At 68.4% G+C, this 19,510-nt stretch carries 21 protein-coding genes; 9 read left to right on the top strand and 12 right to left on the bottom strand.

Annotated features, from left to right (window positions below; genetic code table 11):
* Positions 1-75: 75 nt before the first annotated feature.
* From mutM to dnaA, 3 genes are all read left to right on the top strand, one after another.
* On the top strand, positions 76-888 hold the full coding sequence (gene mutM, locus DFR49_RS19845; protein WP_119037455.1) for a bifunctional DNA-formamidopyrimidine glycosylase/DNA-(apurinic or apyrimidinic site) lyase: 813 nt from the start codon (positions 76-78) through the stop codon (positions 886-888).
* Positions 889-1,221: 333 nt separating this feature from the next.
* The gene (gene rpsT, locus DFR49_RS19840; RefSeq protein WP_119037454.1) at positions 1,222-1,485 is read left to right on the top strand and encodes a 30S ribosomal protein S20; all 264 of its coding nucleotides are present in this window, start codon (positions 1,222-1,224) and stop codon (positions 1,483-1,485) included.
* Between the two features lie 419 nt (positions 1,486-1,904).
* Positions 1,905-3,275: a chromosomal replication initiator protein DnaA gene (dnaA, locus tag DFR49_RS19835; protein WP_119037536.1), complete on the top strand. Its 1,371-nt coding sequence runs from the start codon at positions 1,905-1,907 to the stop codon at positions 3,273-3,275.
* A 178-nt stretch (positions 3,276-3,453) separates the two neighbouring features.
* On the opposite strand, the gene DFR49_RS19830 is transcribed toward dnaA, so the two are convergent.
* From DFR49_RS19830 to secB, 4 genes are all read right to left on the bottom strand, one after another.
* Positions 3,454-4,062: a DUF4136 domain-containing protein gene (locus tag DFR49_RS19830; RefSeq protein ID WP_119037535.1), complete on the bottom strand. Its 609-nt coding sequence runs from the start codon at positions 4,060-4,062 to the stop codon at positions 3,454-3,456.
* A 205-nt stretch (positions 4,063-4,267) separates the two neighbouring features.
* The gene (gene trpS, locus DFR49_RS19825; protein WP_119037453.1) at positions 4,268-5,275 is read right to left on the bottom strand and encodes a tryptophan--tRNA ligase; all 1,008 of its coding nucleotides are present in this window, start codon (positions 5,273-5,275) and stop codon (positions 4,268-4,270) included.
* Positions 5,276-5,298: 23 nt separating this feature from the next.
* On the bottom strand, positions 5,299-6,870 hold the full coding sequence (gene murJ / locus DFR49_RS19820) for a murein biosynthesis integral membrane protein MurJ (RefSeq protein WP_119037452.1): 1,572 nt from the start codon (positions 6,868-6,870) through the stop codon (positions 5,299-5,301).
* Positions 6,871-6,902: 32 nt separating this feature from the next.
* Positions 6,903-7,433 carry a protein-export chaperone SecB gene (secB, locus tag DFR49_RS19815; RefSeq protein WP_119037451.1) on the bottom strand — a complete coding sequence of 177 codons (531 nt, stop codon included), beginning with the start codon at positions 7,431-7,433 and terminating at the stop codon, positions 6,903-6,905.
* Positions 7,434-7,638: 205 nt separating this feature from the next.
* Between secB and DFR49_RS19810 the strand changes: the two genes are divergently transcribed.
* The 4 genes from DFR49_RS19810 to DFR49_RS19795 all read left to right on the top strand — a co-directional run bounded on the left by DFR49_RS19810 (position 7,639) and on the right by DFR49_RS19795 (position 11,817).
* The gene (locus DFR49_RS19810) at positions 7,639-8,259 is read left to right on the top strand and encodes a Tim44/TimA family putative adaptor protein (protein WP_119037450.1); all 621 of its coding nucleotides are present in this window, start codon (positions 7,639-7,641) and stop codon (positions 8,257-8,259) included.
* Between the two features lies 1 nt (position 8,260).
* A complete protein-coding gene (gene mltA / locus DFR49_RS19805) occupies positions 8,261-9,541 on the top strand; it encodes a murein transglycosylase A (RefSeq protein WP_245968665.1) in 1,281 nt (426 codons plus the stop codon).
* 25 nt (positions 9,542-9,566) lie between these two features.
* Positions 9,567-10,076, top strand: a complete 510-nt coding sequence (locus DFR49_RS19800) for a Smr/MutS family protein (protein WP_119037534.1) — start codon at positions 9,567-9,569, stop codon at positions 10,074-10,076.
* An 88-nt stretch (positions 10,077-10,164) separates the two neighbouring features.
* Entirely contained in the window at positions 10,165-11,817 is a 1,653-nt protein-coding gene (locus DFR49_RS19795; RefSeq protein WP_245968664.1) for a putative bifunctional diguanylate cyclase/phosphodiesterase, read from the top strand.
* Positions 11,818-11,862: 45 nt separating this feature from the next.
* Here DFR49_RS19795 and dapE read toward each other — a convergent pair whose 3' ends face one another.
* Positions 11,863-13,002, bottom strand: a complete 1,140-nt coding sequence (gene dapE, locus DFR49_RS19790) for a succinyl-diaminopimelate desuccinylase (RefSeq protein ID WP_119037447.1) — start codon at positions 13,000-13,002, stop codon at positions 11,863-11,865.
* 11 nt (positions 13,003-13,013) lie between these two features.
* Between dapE and DFR49_RS19785 the strand changes: the two genes are divergently transcribed.
* The gene (locus tag DFR49_RS19785) at positions 13,014-13,460 is read left to right on the top strand and encodes a cupin domain-containing protein (protein ID WP_119037446.1); all 447 of its coding nucleotides are present in this window, start codon (positions 13,014-13,016) and stop codon (positions 13,458-13,460) included.
* Between the two features lie 54 nt (positions 13,461-13,514).
* Here DFR49_RS19785 and DFR49_RS19780 read toward each other — a convergent pair whose 3' ends face one another.
* From DFR49_RS19780 to DFR49_RS19750, 7 genes are all read right to left on the bottom strand, one after another.
* Positions 13,515-14,180 (bottom strand): glutathione S-transferase, encoded by a 666-nt coding sequence (locus DFR49_RS19780; protein WP_119037445.1) that lies wholly within the window; start codon positions 14,178-14,180, stop codon positions 13,515-13,517.
* A 60-nt stretch (positions 14,181-14,240) separates the two neighbouring features.
* Positions 14,241-14,879: a ribosome biogenesis GTP-binding protein YihA/YsxC gene (gene yihA / locus DFR49_RS19775; RefSeq protein ID WP_245968663.1), complete on the bottom strand. Its 639-nt coding sequence runs from the start codon at positions 14,877-14,879 to the stop codon at positions 14,241-14,243.
* Complete coding sequence (gene yidC / locus DFR49_RS19770) at positions 14,879-16,582, bottom strand: membrane protein insertase YidC (RefSeq protein ID WP_119037443.1); 1,704 nt, start codon at positions 16,580-16,582, stop codon at positions 14,879-14,881. The genes yihA and yidC overlap by 1 nt, the downstream gene beginning before the upstream one ends.
* Positions 16,583-16,606: 24 nt before the next feature.
* The gene (gene yidD, locus DFR49_RS19765) at positions 16,607-16,819 is read right to left on the bottom strand and encodes a membrane protein insertion efficiency factor YidD (RefSeq protein WP_119037442.1); all 213 of its coding nucleotides are present in this window, start codon (positions 16,817-16,819) and stop codon (positions 16,607-16,609) included.
* A complete protein-coding gene (gene rnpA / locus DFR49_RS19760; protein ID WP_245968662.1) occupies positions 16,816-17,142 on the bottom strand; it encodes a ribonuclease P protein component in 327 nt (108 codons plus the stop codon). The genes yidD and rnpA overlap by 4 nt, the downstream gene beginning before the upstream one ends.
* A gap of 80 nt (positions 17,143-17,222) precedes the next feature.
* Positions 17,223-17,357 carry a 50S ribosomal protein L34 gene (gene rpmH, locus DFR49_RS19755; protein WP_119037440.1) on the bottom strand — a complete coding sequence of 45 codons (135 nt, stop codon included), beginning with the start codon at positions 17,355-17,357 and terminating at the stop codon, positions 17,223-17,225.
* A gap of 87 nt (positions 17,358-17,444) precedes the next feature.
* Positions 17,445-17,813, bottom strand: coding sequence for a PGPGW domain-containing protein (locus tag DFR49_RS19750; protein ID WP_211325949.1), 369 nt, complete (start codon positions 17,811-17,813; stop codon positions 17,445-17,447).
* 139 nt (positions 17,814-17,952) lie between these two features.
* On the opposite strand from DFR49_RS19750, the gene DFR49_RS19745 reads away from it, so the two are divergent.
* Positions 17,953-19,461 carry a YifB family Mg chelatase-like AAA ATPase gene (locus DFR49_RS19745; protein WP_119037439.1) on the top strand — a complete coding sequence of 503 codons (1,509 nt, stop codon included), beginning with the start codon at positions 17,953-17,955 and terminating at the stop codon, positions 19,459-19,461.
* Positions 19,462-19,510 lie beyond the last annotated feature (49 nt).

Here is a 19,510-nt window from a genome sequence, read left to right as displayed (position 1 = left end):
GCCTCCCACGTGCCGCATACTGAATGGGAGGCGGGGTGGGGGAGCGGGCCGGGTGCGGCACCTGACGGATCATCAATGCCCGAGCTTCCCGAAGTCGAAACCACCGTCTGTGGCCTGCGCCCCGTGCTCGAAGGGCAACGAATCGCGCGCATCCAGGCGCGGCGGGCCGATCTGCGGCGCGCGATCCCGGTCGATCTGGGGCAGCGGCTGACCGGCGCGGTGGTGACGCGACTCGGGCGGCGCGCCAAATACGGGCTGATCGATACCGATCGCGGCGATACGCTGATCTTCCATCTCGGCATGTCGGGGCGCTGGCGAATCGACCCGGCCGAAGTGCTGGCGCACGATCATGTGCTGATCGAGACCGGGGCGGGGCACCGGCTCGCGCTCAACGATCCGCGGCGATTCGGATCGCTCGATCTCGTCGCAAGCGATGCGCTCGATTCGTATCCGCCGTTCGCGGCGATGGGGCCGGAGCCGCTCGGCCCCGATTTCACCGCCGCCGCGCTGCACGCGGCGCTCGCGGGACGGCGCGCGCCGATCAAGGCGCTGCTGCTCGATCAGCGAACGGTGGCGGGGCTGGGCAATATCTATGTCTGCGAGGCGCTCCACATGGCGGGGATCGCGCCGTCGCGCGCGGGCGGACGGATTTCGATGGTGCGGCTCGCGCGGCTGGTCGAGGCGATTCGCGCGGTGCTGACGGCGGCGATCGCGGCGGGCGGATCGAGCCTGCGCGATTATGTGCGGCCCGATGGCGAACTCGGCTATTTCTCCAAGGAGTGGCGCGTCTATGGCCGCGAGGGCGAAGCATGCGACTGTGGCGCGCCGGTGCGGCGGCAGACCGAGGGTGGGCGCTCGACCTTCTGGTGTCCCGTCTGTCAGCGTTAGAGTTTGATCCACTTGTGTGGCAGCGGCACCGCCCTCCAGCGCCATTCCAACGATGCTACGCATCGCCGGAACCTTGGGCGCTTCCGTCCACTCCCCCACGGGGTCCCCGCAAAGTATTACTTTACGGGGTTGCACCCCCACCCGGCCACCCAACGGCAGTATCCTATGGGTGGCCGGGTGGGGGAGTGGGCCGGTGCCGCGAACGAATTCAGTCTGCCGGAATCCCGGTTTCAGGTTGACCGGGGCACCCCAAATCGGTAAGGGGCCAGCCTTCCGAGGGCGGCGGGACCGGTTCCCAGCGCCCTTTTTCATTGAGCATATTCGAGGACAGGCATGGCGAACACGCCACAGGCGAAGAAGCGCATCCGGCGGAACAACCGTCGCGCGGAGATCAACACCAACCGCGTCGGCCGCATCCGTACCTTCGTCAAGAAGGTCGAGGCGGCGCTGGAAGCGGGCGACAAGGACGCCGCCGCCACCGCGCTGGCGCAGGCGCAGCCCGAATTGCAGCGTGGCGTCGCCCGCGGCGTGCTCCACAAGAACACCGCCTCGCGCAAATTCTCCCGACTGACCAAGCGGTTGTCCGCGCTCGCCTGACGCGCGCCCGCTTCGATGATGACGAGCCCGCTGGTGCCCCCGCACCGGTGGGCTTTTTTCGTATCGTGGCGCGACGATCGGGGGGCGAAGCCGCAACCCTAGGTCTCTCCACGATTCGCGGACCCTGGATTTCCCCACTCCGGGCGAAACGATCCCGAATTCAGATGGTTATCATTTTTTCGACGGGTTTCCGAGGCTAGCGCCGAGTCAATCGGATTATTTCAGTTCCGAGACGGTTCGGGGTCTTGATCGACTCGTCCGGCTGTCCCTACACCATCCTTCTGCGGCGATGATCATCGTCGCGGGTCAAGGGACAGCGTCGCTGATACAGCCGGAGGGTGATTCTGGCTGCGGGCGGGCTGTGCCGGGTGACAGGCGCCGTCTGGGGCGTGACAGGCGCGGTAACACGAGAGGGTGGCATAGTGACGCAGCAAGCGGGGGAAAGGCGCGACGAGATTGCCAGGGCATGGCAGACCGTTCGCACTCACCTTCGCGAATCGGCAGGGGCGCGGCTGTTCGATCAGTGGCTCAAGCCGATGGCGCTGATCGATTCGGCCGAGGCCGATGTCGTCCGGCTGAGCCTGCCTTCGCCGTTCATGACCAACTGGGTGCGCAGCCACTATGCCGAGCGGCTGTTCCAGGAATTCCGCGCGCAGGTGCCCACGGTGCGTCAGGTCTCGATCGAGACGCTGCGCGCCGCGCCCGAGCCCGTGGTGCTCGCGGCGTCGGCATCGGTGGCGACAGCGCCCGCGGCGGTCCGGGCGCCGGCCCCCGCGCTCGATCCGCGGCTGACCTTCGACCGGTTCGTCGTCGATACGTCGAACCGGGTCGCGTTCAACGCCGCGAGAGCGCTTGCCGAGCCGGGCGCGCCGCGGTTCAGCCCGCTGTTCCTTCACAGCGGCACGGGGCAGGGCAAGACCCACCTGATGCACGCGATCGGCCACGCCTATCTGGCGGCGGTGCCCGAGGCGGCGGTGATCTGCATGTCGGCCGAACGCTTCATGTTCGAATTCGTGCAGGCGCTGCGCGCGCGCGACACTTTCTCGTTCAAGGCCCGGCTGCGCGCCGCCGATCTGCTGCTGATCGACGATCTCCAATTCATCGCCGGCAAGGATTCGACGCAGGAAGAATTCTTCCACACGATCAACGAGATCATGGCGGCGGGCAAGCGCATCGTCATCACCGCCGATCGCTGCCCGCAGGCGCTCGACGGGGTCGAGCCGCGCATCCTGTCTCGGCTCGCGGGCGGGCTGGTGGCCGATATCAAGGCGCCCGAGCCGGCGCTCAGGCGCGCGATCCTCGATCGGCGGTGCGCGGAGCTTGTCGATCTCGACGTGCCCGAGGACGTGCGCGTGCTGCTCGCGGGGCGCATCACCACCAACATCCGCGAGCTTGAAGGCGCGCTCAACCGCGTCGCCGCTTATGCACAACTGACCGGCGACACGATCGACGTCGATTTCGCGGTCGCGACGCTGGGCGACGTGCTGCGCGGCAGCCAGCGCCGGATCACGATCGACGAGATCCAGCGCGCGGTATCGGCGCATTTCGCGTTGAAGCCGCTCGAGCTGATCTCCGCCCGGCGCGCGCGCGTGGTGGCGCGGCCGCGCCAGATCGCGATGTATCTCGCCAAAAGGCTGACGACGCGATCGCTGCCTGAGATCGGCCGCAAGTTCGGCGGGCGCGACCATTCGACCGTGATCCACGCGGTCCGCCGCATCGAGGAACTGCGCGACAGCGATCGCGATGTCGACGGCGCGGTGCGCCAGTTGATGCATCAGCTCGAAGGCTGACGGAGCCACTCGCCTTTCTGCACACCCGTCATGCCGGACTTGTTCCGGCATCCAACCATCCACAAACACTGGCGCTTGAGGCGGGTTGGACCCCGGAACAAGTCCGGGGTGACGATGCCGCATAGGCGAGCGGAGACACGTTGGCCCCCGGAACAAGCCGGGGTGACGTGAAGGAACGTCAGCCCCGTTCGGGCGCGATCGTGATCTTGACGGTTTCGCCCGAATTGCCGGGGAAGCCGGTGAACATCGCCTCGACCAGATTGGGCACGATCCGCTGGAGCCGATCGGTGCGCGATTGCGCGCGGGCGGTGCCTTCGAACACGCGCTCGCCGGTCGCCGTCTGCTCGATATCGAGATCAAGCTCGCTGGTGTAGACGGTGTAGCTCGACACGTCATTGTCATAGAACGGATCGTGGAAGCCGTAGAAATAGGAGCGGCGATACCAGGGCCAGCCCCAGCCGTAGCGATTGGGGCCGCCGATCAGATCGCTCACCACTTTCTCGCGGCCGGTATCGACATGATAGCCCATGTTGACGACGAGATCGGCCTGCGCGGGGTCGGTTGCCGGGCGATAGCCTTCACGGACCAGATTGGCCGAGACGAGTTGCGCATACTGGCCGAACTCGATCCCGCCCTGGAGCCGCGGATCGCGCGACTGGACGACGAACGTCTGCCCCGTGGGCACCGAAAGCTGCGAGAAGCGCGAAACGCGCGCGTTGAAGGGCGTGGCGCAGCCCGAAAGCGCGAGCAATGCGGCGCCTGCGGCGAGGAAAAGCGATTTCTTCATCGGATACAAACCCTTCCCCCGAGCAATTTCGAGACGGTCATCCATGTGGCGACCATAACCCCGGCGCCATGAATAGCGCTTGAACGCGGTGATAGCACGCTTTGTCGTGCGCCGCACCGGCCCACTCCCCCACCCGGCCACCCATAGGATACTGGCGTTGGGTGGCCGGTTGGGGGAGTGGGCCGGTGCGGTACAAATGATACCCTCACACCTGGAGCCCGACGGCCGCCTGCGCCTCGGCGAGCGTGGGGTTGGCCAGCGTGGCGGCACGGTCGCCGCCGCGCGCGAGGATTTGGGCAACGGCACCGCGGTCGTCGAGCAGCCGCGTCAGCCGGTCGCGAATCGGCCCCAGCGTCGCGATCGCGAGATCGGCGAGCGTGGGCTTGAAGCTGCCGAAACCCTGGCCGGCGAACTCGGCGACCACCGCGTCGGGGGTTTTGCCGGCGAGCGCGGCGTAGATCGTGACGAGGTTCTTCGCCTCCGGCCGCTCGGCGAGCGCGGCGACGGTGTCGGGCAGCGGCTCGGCATCGGTGCGCGCCTTGCGGAATTTCTGAGCGATCGCGTCGTCGCTGTCGGTCAGGTGGATGCGCGACATCTCGGACGGATCGGATTTGGACATCTTGGCGCTGCCGTCACGCAAGCTCATGATCCGGGGCGCGGCGGTCGATACCAAAGGCTCGGGCAGCACGAACAGATCGACCCCGAAATCGGTGTTGAACTTCGCCGCCACATCACGCGCGAATTCGAGATGCTGCTTCTGGTCCTCGCCCACCGGCACATGCGTGGTCTTGTAGACGAGCACGTCGGCGGCCATCAGCACCGGATAGGTGAACAGCCCGGCGCTCTGGCCGTCGCGGTTCTTGCCGGCCTTGTCCTTCCACTGCGTCATCCGGTTGAGCCAGCCCATTCGTGCCGTGCCCTGGAGGATCCAGCACAATTCGGCGTGGGCGGCGACGCGCGCCTGGTTGAACAGGATCGCCTTTTCGGGATCGATCCCGGCCGCGAGCAGCGCGGCGGCCATTTCGATCGTGTTGGCGGCGAGTTCCTTCGGATCGATCGCGACCGTCAGCGCGTGGAGATCGGCGAGGAAGAACAGGCAGTCGCCGCCGGCCTTCGCGACATCATCCTGCATCGCCACCCATTGCTTGATCGCGCCCAGATAATTGCCGAGATGAAGGTTTCCGGTGGGCTGGATGCCCGAGACGACGCGCATGATGTTTCCCTGACAGATGGTGTCTATGCCGCGCGGCGGCGGCTGAGGACGGCCTTGAGATCGGCCGGCCGGAAGGCGCCGGTCACGAAGCACGCGAACGCGTAGATCGCAATACCGGCGATGACGAAAACGCCGAGCGCGGGCAGCGTCTCGATCAGGCTGCCGTGGGCGAACGGCTCGACCAGTGCCTGACCGAAATAGAGCGCGACGCCCATCAATGCCGCCGCGAGGACGAGCCGCGGCAAGCGGCGCCGGAGTTGCGCGTCGGCGACGAAATGCCCGCGCGTGCCCAGCGTGCGGTAGAGCATGTAGACGTTGATCGTCGAGGCGAGCGCGGTCGCGAGTGGTGGGCCGATCGTGCCGATCGTCGGGATCAGGATCAGGTTGCCGACGATGTTCACCGCGATCGAGATCATCGCGTAGCGCACCGGGGTGCGCGTGTCGGCGCGGGCGTAGAAGCCGGGGGTGAGCACCTTGACGAGGACATAGGAGGGCAGGCCGATCGAGAAGGCGGCGAGCGCCCAGCTTGTCACCACGGTATCGGCGGCGTCGAAATGGCCGCGCTCGAACAGCCCGGAGACGATCGGCCCGGCGGCGGCGATGAAGGCGGCGGTGGCGGGCAGCGTGAGGAACAGCGCGAGTTCGATGCCGCGATTCTGCGTCACCATCGCCTCGCGCTCGCGGCCGCTGCTCAAGAGGCGCGAGACGGTGGGCAACAGGATCGTGCCGAGCCCGATCCCGATCAGCCCGAGCGGGAGTTGGTTGAGCCGATCGGCATAATAGAGCGCCGAGATCGAACCTTCGTCGAGCAGCCCGCCGGCGAGCGCGGTCGAGACCGCGAGGTTGATCTGCGCCGCACCCGCGCCTGCCGCGGCGGGCAGGATGAGCTTCATCAACTGCCGCATCTCGGGCGTGAGACGGGGACGCCGCAGCCGCAGACTCACGCCCGAACGGCGACAGGCGAGCATCAGCCAGCCGAGCTGGAGCGCGCCGCCGGCCGAGACCGAGATCGCCTGCGCCTGCGCGGTCTCATACGGATTGTCGCCGTGGAAAAAGAGCAGCGCGACGATCATCGCGACGTTGAGCAGGATCGGCGCGGCGGCGTTGACCCAGAATTTCTCGAGCGAATTGAGGATTCCGCCGAGCAGCGACGCGAGGCTGATCAGCATCAGATAGGGGATGGTGAAGCGCGACAGCATCACCGCGAAGGCGAAATCCGCGTGGCTCGGCTGCTGCTTCGCGAACCCGCCCGACAGCGCCGCCGTCACCGGCCAGGCGGCGGCGAGCATCAGCGCGGTGAAGACGATCAGGATCGGAAACAGGACCGCGAGCGCCTGTTCGGCGAAGCGCAACCCCGCGCTCGTGCCGCCTTCCTCCGCCACCTTGCGGTTGAACATCGGGATGAAGGCGGCCGAGAACGCGCCCTCGGCGAACAGCGCGCGGAACATATTGGGCAGGCGAAAGGCGACGAAGAACGCGTCCGAGGCGAACCCCGCGCCGACATAAGTCGCCTGAAGCGTGTCGCGGCCGAGCGCCAGGACACGGCTGACGAGCGTGAGCCCGCCGACCGATCCCAGCGATCGCAGGAGGTTCATCTCATATGTCCCCGCGCGCCCGGCCCGCGGCGTCAGGCCTGGCCGGTTTCGTCGCCCGCCGCCTCGCTATCGGGCTGCTGTTGCTGTTGCTGCGCTTCGGCCTGCTGGAGATACAGCGCGCTGAAATCGATCGGTTCGAGCAGCAGCGGCTGGAACCCGCCGTCGCGCACCGCGTCGGCGAGCACGCGCCGCGCGAACGGGAACAGGATGCGCGGCGCTTCACCGAGCAGGAACGGCTGGATATGTTCCTGCGGCACGTTCCTCAGGCCGAAAATCCCGGCATAGGTAAGATCGACGACGAACGCGACCTCACCATCGGCCTCGGCGCGCACTTCGAGCTTGAGCAGCACTTCGTGGACCTCGTCGCCGATCTGGTTGGCGCCGATGTTGAACTGGACGTCGATCTGCGGCTGCGCGCCCGAGGGACGCTGGAAGATGCCGGGGGCGTTCGGATTCTCGAACGACAGATCCTTGACGTATTGCGAGATCATGCCGGCGGCGGGCGCGGTGTCCGCGCCGTTCGCCTGCATACCTTCTTCCGGGGCTGCCCTGACTTCGGCCATCGTGATACTTTCCTTCGACTGGAGCGTTGGTTGCGGCGGGCCGCAAACCGTGAAACCGTGCGTGCGCGCCTAGCAGCGCGGGTCGCGCAGTTCAACGGCGGCCGTTCGCAGCGCCGCCGACATGATTTGAACCGGTGCCCGCTTGTGCCTATGTAGGGAGGGACGACATGCCGGAGGCAGAGTGTTCTACGTAGTTCTTCTTGCGATGGTTGCCGCGTTCCTGGCGCTGCGGCTGTATATGGTGCTCGGCAAGCGTACCGGCCACGAACAGCCGCTGGCGCGCGCCGCCGAGGAGCGTGTGCCGCTGCCCGCCATCCCGCGCACCATCGATGCGGTGGCCGAGCCACGCGACACGGGCGCCCGGACGATCGAGCCCGGCGCCGAGGCGGGCCTGCGCGCGATCGTCTCCGCCGAGGGCGGGTTCGACGTGACCCAGTTCCTCGAAGGCGCGCAATCGGCGTATCGCATGATCCTGGAGGCGTTCTGGAAGGGTGATCGCGACGCGCTCGGCTGGCTGACCGAGGCCGATGTCGCGAATGCGTTCGGTGAGGCGATCGATACGCGCGAGGCCGCCGGGCACACACTCGACAACCGGCTGGTGTCGATCGAGCATGCGGTGATCACCAACGCCCAGCTTCAGGGCCGCAATGCGCAGATCACGGTGCGCTTCGACGCCGATATCGCCGCCGTCACGCGCGATGCGGACGGCAATGTGGTCGCCGGCTCGCTGACCGATGCGGTCGAGACGCACGACGTCTGGACCTTTGCACGCACGCTCAAGAGCGACGACCCGAACTGGAAACTTTCCGACACCGACGAGGCGTGACGTGAAACGCGCCTCGGGGGGATTGGCGCTGGCCGCGCTCGTTGCGGCCTGCTCGGGCGGGATCGTGCCGCAAGGGGCGGGGCCATCGAGCGCCGGATCGTCCGCCACGCCGCCGCGAATCGATTATAACGTCCCCGTCCGCCAGCCGACGCCGTCCACCCCGATCGCGCCGGTTGCTGTCGCGACGGTAGCGGGGGCGACCAGCGCGATTACTGCCGGTCTCGCCGCCGGCCCGGCGGTGACGGCGCTTCCCCTCGATCGCGCGCAGGCCGATTCGGCGCTCGCTGCTTTCCGCATCTCGTGCCCGTCGCTCGTCCGCCGCACCGATGCGAGCGGGCTGACCCAAGGCGCCGACTGGCAGGCGGCATGCACCGCCGCGGCCTCGGTGCCGCGTGGCGGGGCGGCCGATTTCTTCGCGCGGTGGTTTTCGCCCGTGCAGGTCGGCGACGGCAAGGCGTTCGCGACCGGCTATTACATTCCCGAAATCCACGGCGCGCGCGAGAAACGGCGCGGGTACGAGGTGCCGATCTACGGGCGGCCGGCCAATCTGGTCGATGTCGATCTCGGCCAGTTCACCGACACGCTCAAAGGCAAGCGCGTGCGCGGCCGTGTCGAGGGCGAGAATCTGGTGCCCTATTACGATCGCACCGCGATCGAGCAGGGCGCGCTGGCGGGCAACGCGCCGGTGATCGCGTGGGGCGCGGACCCGGTCGAGGTGTTCTTTCTCCAGATCCAGGGCTCGGGCAATCTGCGGCTGCCCGACGGCGGCGTCATGCGGCTCGGCTATGACGATCAGAACGGGCGCGATTATACCGGCATCGGCAAGCTGATGATGGATCGCGGGCTGCTCGGCCCCGGCGAATCGTCGATGCAGGGCATCATGGCGTGGCTGCGAGCGCACCCCGACGAGGGCCGCGCGATCATGCGCGAGAACAAGAGTTTCGTCTTTTTCCGCGAGCTTTCCGGCCCGCCCGAGGGCGCGATGGGGCTGCCGGTGACGGGCGGCGCGACGGTCGCGGTCGATCCCAAATTCGTGCCGATGGGCGCGCCGGTGCTGCTGTCGATGGATCGCGCCGATGCGAACGGCATCTGGGTCGCGCAGGATACCGGCGGGGCGATCAAGGGCGCCAACCGCTTCGATACCTTCTGGGGCGGCGGCGATCAGGCGCGCGCGATCGCGGGCGGGATGTCCGCGCGCGGCACTGCCTTCATCCTGCTGCCTCGCGACACGATCGCACGCCTGACCGCGGAGGGGCGGTTTGGAGCGCCGGCTCGCCCCTGAGGAACGCGCGCTGTGGGCGCGGGTGATGGCGAACGTGCGGCCGCTCCACGGCGCATCGGCGCCGGTGCCCGCTGTCGCCCCCGTCGAGGTACAGGCGGCCGGACGTCCCGCCACGACGCGCGTTGTCGCCAAGCCGCGGACCTCGCCGCCATCGCCGCGTCCCAGCCCCGGCGAGACACTCGACGCCGGTTGGGATCGCAAGCTCGCGCGTGGCGTCGTCGCGCCCGATTCGATCGTCGATTTGCACGGGCTCGGCCTTCAGGCGGCCTATGATCTGCTCGACAGGCAATTGGGTGCGGCGATCGCGCGGGGAGACCGCGTGCTGTTGTTGGTCACGGGCCGGCCGCCGCGCGCCGGGAGCGAGCGCCCGCACGCGCGTGGCGCGATTCGCGCGGCGGTGGGTGACTGGATCGCCGCGTCGCGCCATGCCGGCGCGATCGCCGCGATCAGGGCCGCGCATCCGCGCCACGGCGGGGCGGGGGCGCTCTATCTGATCCTGCGGCGCGGCGGTCGCCGGCCTTCATCCAATTCTTAACGAGTTTCCCCGATGATCGCGCGCGCGCCACAGGCACGATGCGGGCGCGAAAGGGGTACGGGCGATCATCAGGAGCGAGGGCGTTTCGTTGAAGAGCCGGGCCGTCGCCTTCGCCTTGTCGGCGGGGGCGGTGGTGTTCATCCTTGCGCTCGCGGCGACGTCGCACGGCCGGGTCGACGCACAGAGCGCGGCCATCGCGCTGATCCCGGCGGTGATCTGCGCGGCGATGAGCTGGGCGTGCGTCGAACGCGCGCTGGCGGGAGTCGCGTCGGCGGTCGATGTCGCGATCGCGCGCCTGTCGCGTGCCGCCAACGGCGATCTCGATGAGGACATTCCGGCGGAAATCGCGCGCACCTTGCCCGAACTGGCGGTCGCGATGGACGGGCTGTTCCGGCAGCTCGGCGAGAATCTGGAAAGCGCGCAGCGGCTGGCGATGTTCGATCCGGTGACGGCGCTGCCCAACCGGATCAATTTCCGGCGGAGTTGCGAACGCGCGCTCGCGGGGCTCGCCCCCGGCAGCGTCGCGGCATTGCTGTTCATCGATCTCGATCGCTTCAAGGCGGTCAACGATTCGCTTGGCCACGCGATCGGCGATTCGCTGCTCGGCATGGTCGCCAACCGGCTGCGCGCGGTCGCCGCGCGGGCAGGGCGGGGAAGCCATGCCATCGTCGGGCGGCTGGCCGGCGACGAATTCACGATCTTCCTGCCCGATATCGGCTCGACCGCGGAGGCCGCGCGGATCGGGCGCGCGGTGCTGTTCGCGCTCAGCGAGCCGTTCGAGATCGCCGGGCAGGAGATCGAGATCGGCGCGTCGGTGGGTGTCGCGCTCCGTCCGCGCCACGGCACCTCGCTGACCGAACTGATGCGCGCCGCCGACGCGGCGATGTATCAGGCGAAGGGGCACGGGCGCGGCCGGGTCGAACAGTTCAGCGAGGCGCTCGCAAGCCAGCTTGCCGATCGCGCGCAGCTCGAGATCGATCTGCGCAGCGCGGTCGAGCGCGATCAGTTCGCGCTCGTCTATCAGCCGCAGGTCCGCCTGACCGACGGCGCGATCGTCGCCGCCGAGGCGCTGCTGCGCTGGAACCACCCCGGCGACGGGCTCAGGCTGCCGGGCAGCTTCATCGAGCGCGCCGAGGAAACCGGGCTGATCGTCGAGATCGGCCAATGGGTGATCGATACCGTCGCGATGACGATCGCGCGCTGGAGCCGGATGGGGATCGAGCAGCGGCTGGCGATCAACGTCAGCCGGCGCCAGCTCGACCACGCGAGCTTCTTTCGCGGCCTGCGCCAGGCGATGCACGCCGCCGGCGCGCCGGCGCGGTTGCTCGAACTCGAAATCACCGAGACGCTGGCGATGCATTGCAGCGACGACGTGCTCGCCGCGATCGGCGAGTTGCGGGCCGATGGCGCGCTGGTCGCGATCGACGATTTCGGCACCGGCTATTCGAACCTCGCGCGGCTCAAGGTCTTGCCGATCGACCGGATCAAGCTCGACCGCTCGATCGTCGAGCATATCGTCGACCATGCCGAGGCGCGCGCGGTGGCGCAGGCGGTGATCGGGCTGATCCACGGTCTCGGTTGCCAGGCGGTCGCCGAGGCGGTCGAGAGCGACGCGCAGATGAACCTGTTGCGCGTGCTCGGCTGCGACGTCGTGCAGGGCTATGCGGTGGCGCCGCCGATGGCCGAAGCCGCGTTCGTCGATTGGGCGCGCGCCGGCGATCGCGCGATCAGCGTGGGATAGAGTCGGCTATCGGGTGCGGCACCCGCCCGCTCCCACGCGAGTGGATCACCCTCTGAATAACCGCGTCGCGATATCGGCGTAGATTTCCGTCAGCCGGTGGAGATCGGCGACCGCGACAGCCTCGTCGAGCTTGTGCATCGTCGCGTTGACCAGCCCGAATTCCGCCGTCGGGCAGAGCACCGACAGGAAGCGCGCGTCCGACGTGCCGCCCGAGGTCGATAGCTCGGGCCGCGTGCCGGTGGCGGCCTCGATCGCATCGCCGATCGCGTCCGACAGCGCGCCGGGCTGGGTGAGGAACGCCTCGCCCGAGATCAGCGGCGTCACGATCGCGGCGGGCGTGTGTTTGTGGGCGATCGCTTCGATCCGCGCCGCGAGATCGGCGCCGCGATGCAGGTCGTTGAAGCGGATGCTGAGCCTGGCCTGCGCGCGGCCGGGGATGACGTTGTGCGCCGGGTTGCCGACGTTCAGATCGGTGACTTCGATGTTCGAGGGCTGGAACCAGTCGGTCCCGTCGTCGAGCACCAGCCCCTCGATCTCGGCGAGGATCGCGATCAGCCGGGTGATCGGATTGTCGGCGAGGTGCGGATAGGCGACGTGGCCCTGCTGGCCGGGCACGTCGATCCAGATATTGACCGAGCCGCGCCGCCCGATCTTGATCGTGTCGCCCAGCCGCGCCACCGACGTGGGCTCGCCGACGAGGCAGAAATCGGGGCGGATGCCGCGCGCGGCCATGCGCTCGATCAGCGCGCGGGTGCCGTGGAGCGCGGGGCCTTCCTCGTCGCCGGTGATGATCAGGCTGAGCGTTCCCGCATCGGCCGATACCTGTGCCGCCGCCGCGACGAAGGCCGCGACCGCGCCCTTCATGTCGACCGCGCCGCGGCCGTAGAGCAGCCCGCCGCGCTCCTCACCCGCGAACGGATCGGCCGACCAGCCCGCGCCCGGCGGCACCACGTCGAGATGCCCGGCGAAGGCAACATGCGGGCCGTCGTGCCCGCGCACCGCGAGCAGGTTTTCGACCGGCCCGTCGGGCGCCTCGCCCGCCGTGAAGCGCTCGACCGCGAAGCCGAGCGGCGTCAGCGCGGCCTCCAGTACGTCGAATACGACGCCGCGTGCGGGAGTCACGCTGTCGCAGGCGATGAGCGCCTTGGTGAGCGCGACCGGATCGGGCAGGATGGCGGCAGACATGGGAGGTTCCATTGCCCAAGCTCGATCCCGATACAATCCCGTTCACCACCGGCAGCGGCTATCCGCCGCCGCTCGACGTGCCGGTCGCGGGGCGCGTGGTGCGCAACCTGTCGGTGCCCGCGGGGGCGACCGACTGGGTGGTGAACCATGTCACGGTGCCGCCGGGCGGCTGGTCGTCGCAGCGGCACTGGCACGAAGGCGAGGACGAAATCGTCGTGATGCTGGCCGGCATGGCGGTGCTGGTCGACGATGAGGGGCGGCACCCGATGCACCCCGGCGATGTCGCGATCTTCCCCAAGGGCGATCGCAACGGCCATCATCTCGTCAACGAATCGGCGGCGGCGTGCGTGTTCGTCGCGCTCGGGCTTCCCGAAGAGTCGCCGTGCCACTATCCCGACGCCGACCTGCTGTGGACGCCGGAAGGCGGCGACACCCACGCGGACGGCACGCCCTATTGAACGGTGCTGAATCGGGAGCGGGCCGGTGCCGCTTCCAAACAAGCAAATCAAACGCTACCCCGCCGACGGGTGTTCGAACTGCTCGATCACCCATTCCTCCTCCTGCGCGGCGGCGATCCAATCCTGCATGAAGGGGTGTTCGAGCACCGCGTGCATATAGGCGGGCGCGAAGCGGGGCACGGGGAGCTGATAGGTGACGATCCGCGTCACCACCGGCGCGAACATGATGTCGGCGGCGCCGAAATCGCCGAACAGGAAATCGCCCCCGCCGCCGAAACGCGCGCGCGCCTCGGCCCAGATCTGCATGATCCGTTGCAGATCGCCGAGCACGTCATCGTCGGGGCGCCGGGCCTCGAAGACCTGGCGGATGTTCATCGAATGCTTGCGGCGCAGCGCCGTGAAGCTCGAATGCATCTCGGCCGCCATCGATCGCGCCATCGCGCGTGCGGCATCGTCGGTGGGCCAGAATGCGTCGCGGCCGGCCTTTTCCGCGAGATATTCGACGATCGCCAGGCTGTCCCACACCACCGCCTCGCCGTCCCACAGGATCGGCACCTTGCCCGAGGAGGGGCCGAACTCCGCGCCTTCGCGCCGCTGGCTCCAGTCGGCGTCGTAGAGCGGCACGACGACTTCCTCGAACGGAAGCCCCGATTGCCTACACGCCAGCCAGCCGCGCAGCGACCACGACGAATATGCCTTGTTGCCGATGATGAGTTTCATGGAAGGGCGGGGTAGGGAACCGCCGCGCGGCTGTCTAGGCCGCGCCGTACGAGTTCGCCTCTAGCCGAGCGCTTCGATCACCGCGGCGCGAAGCTCGGCGATGCCGAGCCCGGTCTCGCTCGACGTCGAAATGATGTCGGGATGCGCGGCGGGGCGCTTGCGCGCTTCGTCGGCGGTCGCCTGCGCGACCGTCACAAGTTCGGTGGGCTTGATCTTGTCGGCCTTGGTGAGGACGATGCGATAGCTGACCGCGGCGTCGTCGAGCATCTTCATCACGTCGCGATCCACGTCCTTGATGCCGTGGCGCGAATCGATGAGGACGAGCGTGCGCTTGAGCACCGCGCGGCCGCGCAGGAAATCGTTGATCAGAAAGCGCCACTTCTTGACGACATCCTTGGGCGCCTTGGCGAAGCCGTAGCCGGGCATGTCGACCAGCCGAAAGACGAGCGGCGTGCCCACGTCGAAGAAGTTCAGTTCCTGCGTGCGCCCCGGCGTCACCGAGGTGCGCGCGAGCGCCTTGCGCCCGGTGAGCGCGTTCAGAAGCGACGACTTGCCGACGTTCGAACGGCCCGCGAACGCGACTTCGGGCGCGGCGGCGTCGGGCAGGAATTGCAGCGACGGCGCGGATTTGAGGAAAGCGATCGGGCCGGCAAAGGCCTTGCGGGCGTGCTCGATCGCCTCCTCGTCGAACCCCGTCACTATTTCACCGCGGCCTGTTTGAGCGCCGGATGTTTCGAATAGAGCCATTGCTGCTGCGCGATGGTGAGCAGGTTCGAGGTGATCCAATAGACCTGAAGGCCGACTGCGAACGGCGCCATCACGAACATCAGCACCCACGGCATCAGCGCGAAAATCTGCTTCTGCGCGGCATCCATCGGCGCGGGGTTGAGCTTGAACTGGAAGTACATCGAGATGCCGAGCAGGATCGGGATCACGCCGATCGCGATGAAGTGCGGCGGCGTGAAATCGAGCAGCCCGAACAGGTTGAGCGGGGTCAGCGGATCGGGCGCCGACAGATCCTTGATCCACAGCACGAACGGCTGGTGGCGCATTTCGATCGTCAGCATCAGCACCTTGTAGAGCGCGTAGAAGATCGGCACCTGGAGCAGGGTGGGCAGGCAGCCCGCGACCGGATTGACCTTCTCGGTCTTGTAGAGCTGCATGATCTCCTGCTGCTGGCGCGGCTTGTCGTCCTTGTAGCGCTCCTGGATCGCCTTCATCTTGGGCTGGAGCGCGCGCATCGACGCCATCGAGGCGAACTGCTTCTGCGCGATCGGGAACATGAGCCCGCGGATCGTGACCGTCAGCAGGATGATCGCGACGCCGAAATTGCCGACCAGTTTGAACAGCCAGTCGAGATAATAGAAGATCGGCTTTTCGACGACGCGGAACCAGCCCCAGTCGATCGCGTAATCGAGCATCGTCACGCCGGCCTTGTCGGTATAGGCGTCGAGCAGGCGCACTTCCTTGGCGCCCGCGAAGAAGCGCGCGGTCTGCGTCACCGCCTGGCCGGGCTGCACCGTCCTGGGCTGAAGCGTGTAATCGGCCTGATAGGCCTTGTTGGCGCCCGCGCGGAACTGCCCCGCGAAGGGCTGCCCCTGATCGGGGATCAGCGCGGTCAGCCAGTATTTGTCGGAAAAGCCGAGCCAGCCACCGGTCGTGTCGAAACGTTCGGGGGCTTTGTCGATATCCTTGAAGTTGATGTCGTAATCGGCGCTGCCGCCATGCACCGCCATCGGGCCGATGTGGATCGTCCAGCTATCGGGATCTTCGGACACGCCCTTCCTGTTGACGAGCGCGTAGGTCGCGACCTGGACCGGCGCGGCGCCCGCATTGGCGACCGTCTGCTGGACGGTGAACATGAAATCCTGATCGATGGCGATCCTGATCTGGAAGCGCTGGCCATGATCGTTGGCCGCGCTCAGCGTCACCGGCGTGGCGGGCGTCAGCTTGGTCCCACTCGCCTGCCAGATCGTGTCCGGCCCGGGCGGGTTGAGCCCCTGCGCCTGCCAGCCGAAGCTCGCGAAATAGGCGTCGGGCGCGCCCGAGGGCGAAAGCAGCCGGATCGGCGCCGAATCCTTGGCGACGGTCTGGTTGTAATCCTTGAGAATCAGATCGTCGATCCGCGGCCCCTTGAGGTTGATCGAGCCCGACAGCGCGGGGGTGTCGATCGCCACGCGCGGCGTTTCGGCGAGCACCTGCTGCCGGTTGCGCACCGCGGCGGGGGCATCGGCGGCGGGATCGGCCGACGGCTGGGGCAAGACCTCGGTCTTGCCGTCCTTGATTGTCGTCACCGGCGGGTTGGCGGTCGGGAAGAACTGGTGCTGCACCAGCGGCCAGCCGAACAGCAGCAGCACCGCGATGAGCGCGAACACGACGAGGTTACGATTGTCTTGGCTCACCAGGCGTGGTCCTTACGTCTGAATTCAAGGCACCGGGTCAGGGCCGTACCCGCCCCACGGGTGGCAGCGCGCGATCCGGCGCGCGGCGAGCCATCCCCCCTTCAGCGCCCCATAGCGGCGGAGCGCCTCGATTGCATAGGCCGAACAACTCGGCTGATAGCGGCAGGTCGGCGGCAGGATCGCCGACGGACCGAGCTGCCACGCGCGGCAGAGCAGGATGAGGAGCCGGGCGATCACCGCGCCACCTTCGCCAGCGCCTTGACGAGTTCGGCACGCAGCGCACCGAAATCGCGCTCGACGCCGCCCGCGCGGCCGATCAGGATGTGATCGGCACCGGCCAGCCCGTGTTCGGGCAACACCTCCCGCGCGAGCGCGCGGAAACGCCGCTTCATGCGATTGCGGACGACGGCATTGCCGATCTTCCTGGTGACGGTGATCCCGATCCGCATCGCCGGATCATCGTCGCCGCGCGGCCGCGCCAGCAGCACGAAGCCGGGCATCGGCGCGCGCCTGCCCGCATTCGCCGCGAGGAAATCGCGGCGGGCCTTGATCGTTGCCACTGCACCAGTCCGTGCCCCCACCATCGTACCCTGTTGGGAGATCGGGTGGAGGGGCGGGCCGGAGCCGTCGCAAATGGCCGTTACGCCGACAGCTTCTTGCGGCCGCGCGCCCGACGCGCCCGGATCACCTTGCGGCCGCCCGGAGTCGCCATCCGCGAGCGGAAGCCGTGACGGCGCGCCCGCACCAGGTTGCTCGGCTGAAAGGTCCGCTTCATCGATCATTCCTCGGAATTCAGAATTGAAAAGGGCCGCCACGCGGACGGCCTTACGGCCCGAGCCCATAGGCAACAGCGCCGCACAAGTCAACGCGAACGCTCCTTGCCGCGCCGCGCGGCGACCCAGCGCCGGACGCGCTCGCGCAAGGGCGGCGTCGGCTCGCGCAATCCCAGTTCGACCTCCTTCGCTCGGCGGCGGCGGAAGCTGCGGCGGCGCAGGCTGTGGTCGGCCATTTCGCCCATTTTCGGCCAGCGTCGCTTGAGCCGCGCGAAGCGCCGCCGCGCCCACAGCGAATTGCGCAGCACCAGCGTCAGCCCCCCGGCAAAGACGAAGATGCCGCCCGGCCCCGGCAGCGGGCCGACGATCGGAGTCGACAGAATCAGCAACGTGCCGACCACCAGCAAGGCGATGCGCACGGCGGGGTGGGAACGGCGCTTGGGGCGATCGGGCGTCACGGGGGCCATCTGGGGTTGGTGTGTTGCGTCTACAAGTCGGCGTGGGGTTGGTTTGCCCCGGAACGGGGCGGTCGCTCTCCTGCCCCGGTTGGCGCGCGGGGAAAAGGGCTTATGGATAAGGTATTGGGGGGATGGGAACATGGTCGCGATCGTATCGACAGTGGCGTATCTCGGGCTCGAGGCGCGCGCGGTCGAGGTGCAGGCGCAGCTCATCGCCGGGCTGCCCGCGTTCCACGTCGTCGGGCTGGCGGACAAGGCGGTCGCCGAAAGCCGTGAACGCGTGCGCGGCGCGGTCGCCGCGCTGGGGCTCGCGCTGCCGCCCAAGCGCATCGTCATCAACCTGTCGCCGGCGGACCTGCCCAAGGAAGGCGCGCATTTCGACCTCGCCGTGGCGCTCGCGCTGTTGGGCGCGATGGGCGTGGTCGATGTCGAGACGCTCGCCGAATACGTCGTCGTCGGCGAACTTGGGCTCGACGGGCGAATCGCGCCGTCGCCGGGGGTGTTGCTCGCTGCGCTGCACGCGTCGACAGAGGGCAAGGGGCTGGTCTGCCCCGCGAGCCAGGGCGCGGAGGCGGCCTGGGCGGGATCGATCGAGGTGGTCGCCGCGCCCGACCTGCTGGCGCTGCTCAACCATTTCAAGGGCCACGGCCTCTTGTCTCCCCCACAGCCCGGCGAGGCGGAGGTGCCCGGCGCGGGGCCGGATCTCAAACAGGTCAAGGGGCAGGAAACCGCCAAGCGCGCGCTGGAGATCGCGGCGGCCGGCGGGCACAATCTGCTGATGGTCGGGCCGCCGGGCGCGGGCAAATCGCTGATGGCGAGTTGTCTGCCCGGCATCCTGCCGCCGCTCGACGCCGCCGAAGCGCTCGAAGTGTCGATGGTGCAATCGGTGGCGGGGACGCTGGCGGGCGGGCGGCTGACGCGGACACGCCCGTTTCGCAACCCCCACCATTCGGCGTCGATGGCGGCGCTAGTCGGCGGCGGGCTCAAGGTCAAGCCGGGCGAGGTCAGCCTGGCGCATCTGGGGGTGTTGTTCCTCGACGAACTCCCCGAATTCCAGCGCGGCGCGCTCGATTCGCTGCGTCAGCCGCTGGAGACCGGCGTGGTCAGCGTCGCGCGCGCCAATGCGCACGTCACCTTCCCGGCGCGCGTGCAACTGATCGCCGCGATGAACCCGTGCCGGTGCGGGCATCTGGGCGACGCCTCGCTCGCCTGTTCGCGCGCGCCGAGGTGCGCGGCGGATTATCAGGCCAAGGTGTCAGGGCCGCTGCTCGACCGGATCGACCTGCATGTCGAGGTGCAGGCGGTAACCGCGGCCGATCTCGTGTTGCCGCCGCCCGCCGAGGGCTCGGCCGAGGTGGCGGCGCGCGTCGCCGCCGCGCGGCAGGTGCAGGCGCGCCGCTATGACGGCACCGAGACGCGCACCAACGCCGAGATCGACGGCGATCTGCTGACGGCGGTGGCGACCCCCGACGAGTCCGGCCGCGTGCTGCTGGCGCAGGCGGCCGAGGCGATGCGGCTTTCGGCGCGGGGCTATACGCGCGTGCTCCGCGTCGCCCGCACGATCGCCGACCTGGCGGGAAGCGACGGGGTAGGGCGGCTCCACGTCGCCGAGGCCCTGAGCTACCGGCGGCAGGCACCGCGCAATTGATCGATCGCGCGCCGCCGACCCCGCTTGCGGCATGCGCGCGCATCGTCTA

This window comes from Hephaestia caeni (assembly GCF_003550065.1).
GTDB lineage: Bacteria > Pseudomonadota > Alphaproteobacteria > Sphingomonadales > Sphingomonadaceae > Sphingomonas > Sphingomonas caeni_A.
Note: the sequence above shows the minus strand (reverse complement) of the source record. Positions and strands in the feature narration are given on the sequence as shown.

Bases quoted from the DNA above. Each gene is read 5' to 3' on its own strand.
- mutM (WP_119037455.1), top strand. From the start codon at position 76: ATGCCCGAGCTTCCCGAAGTCGAAACCACCGTCTGTGGCCTGCGCCCC.
- rpsT (WP_119037454.1), top strand. From the start codon at position 1,222: ATGGCGAACACGCCACAGGCGAAGAAGCGCATCCGGCGGAACAACCGT.
- DFR49_RS19830 (WP_119037535.1), bottom strand. From the start codon at position 4,062: ATGAAGAAATCGCTTTTCCTCGCCGCAGGCGCCGCATTGCTCGCGCTT.
- trpS (WP_119037453.1), bottom strand. From the start codon at position 5,275: ATGCGCGTCGTCTCGGGCATCCAGCCCACCGGAAACCTTCATCTCGGC.
- murJ (WP_119037452.1), bottom strand. From the start codon at position 6,870: ATGAACCTCCTGCGATCGCTGGGATCGGTCGGCGGGCTCACGCTCGTC.
- secB (WP_119037451.1), bottom strand. From the start codon at position 7,433: ATGGCCGAAGTCAGGGCAGCCCCGGAAGAAGGTATGCAGGCGAACGGC.
- DFR49_RS19810 (WP_119037450.1), top strand. From the start codon at position 7,639: ATGGTTGCCGCGTTCCTGGCGCTGCGGCTGTATATGGTGCTCGGCAAG.
- DFR49_RS19800 (WP_119037534.1), top strand. From the start codon at position 9,567: ATGGCGAACGTGCGGCCGCTCCACGGCGCATCGGCGCCGGTGCCCGCT.
- dapE (WP_119037447.1), bottom strand. From the start codon at position 13,002: ATGTCTGCCGCCATCCTGCCCGATCCGGTCGCGCTCACCAAGGCGCTC.
- DFR49_RS19780 (WP_119037445.1), bottom strand. From the start codon at position 14,180: ATGAAACTCATCATCGGCAACAAGGCATATTCGTCGTGGTCGCTGCGC.
- rpmH (WP_119037440.1), bottom strand. From the start codon at position 17,357: ATGAAGCGGACCTTTCAGCCGAGCAACCTGGTGCGGGCGCGCCGTCAC.
- DFR49_RS19745 (WP_119037439.1), top strand. From the start codon at position 17,953: ATGGTCGCGATCGTATCGACAGTGGCGTATCTCGGGCTCGAGGCGCGC.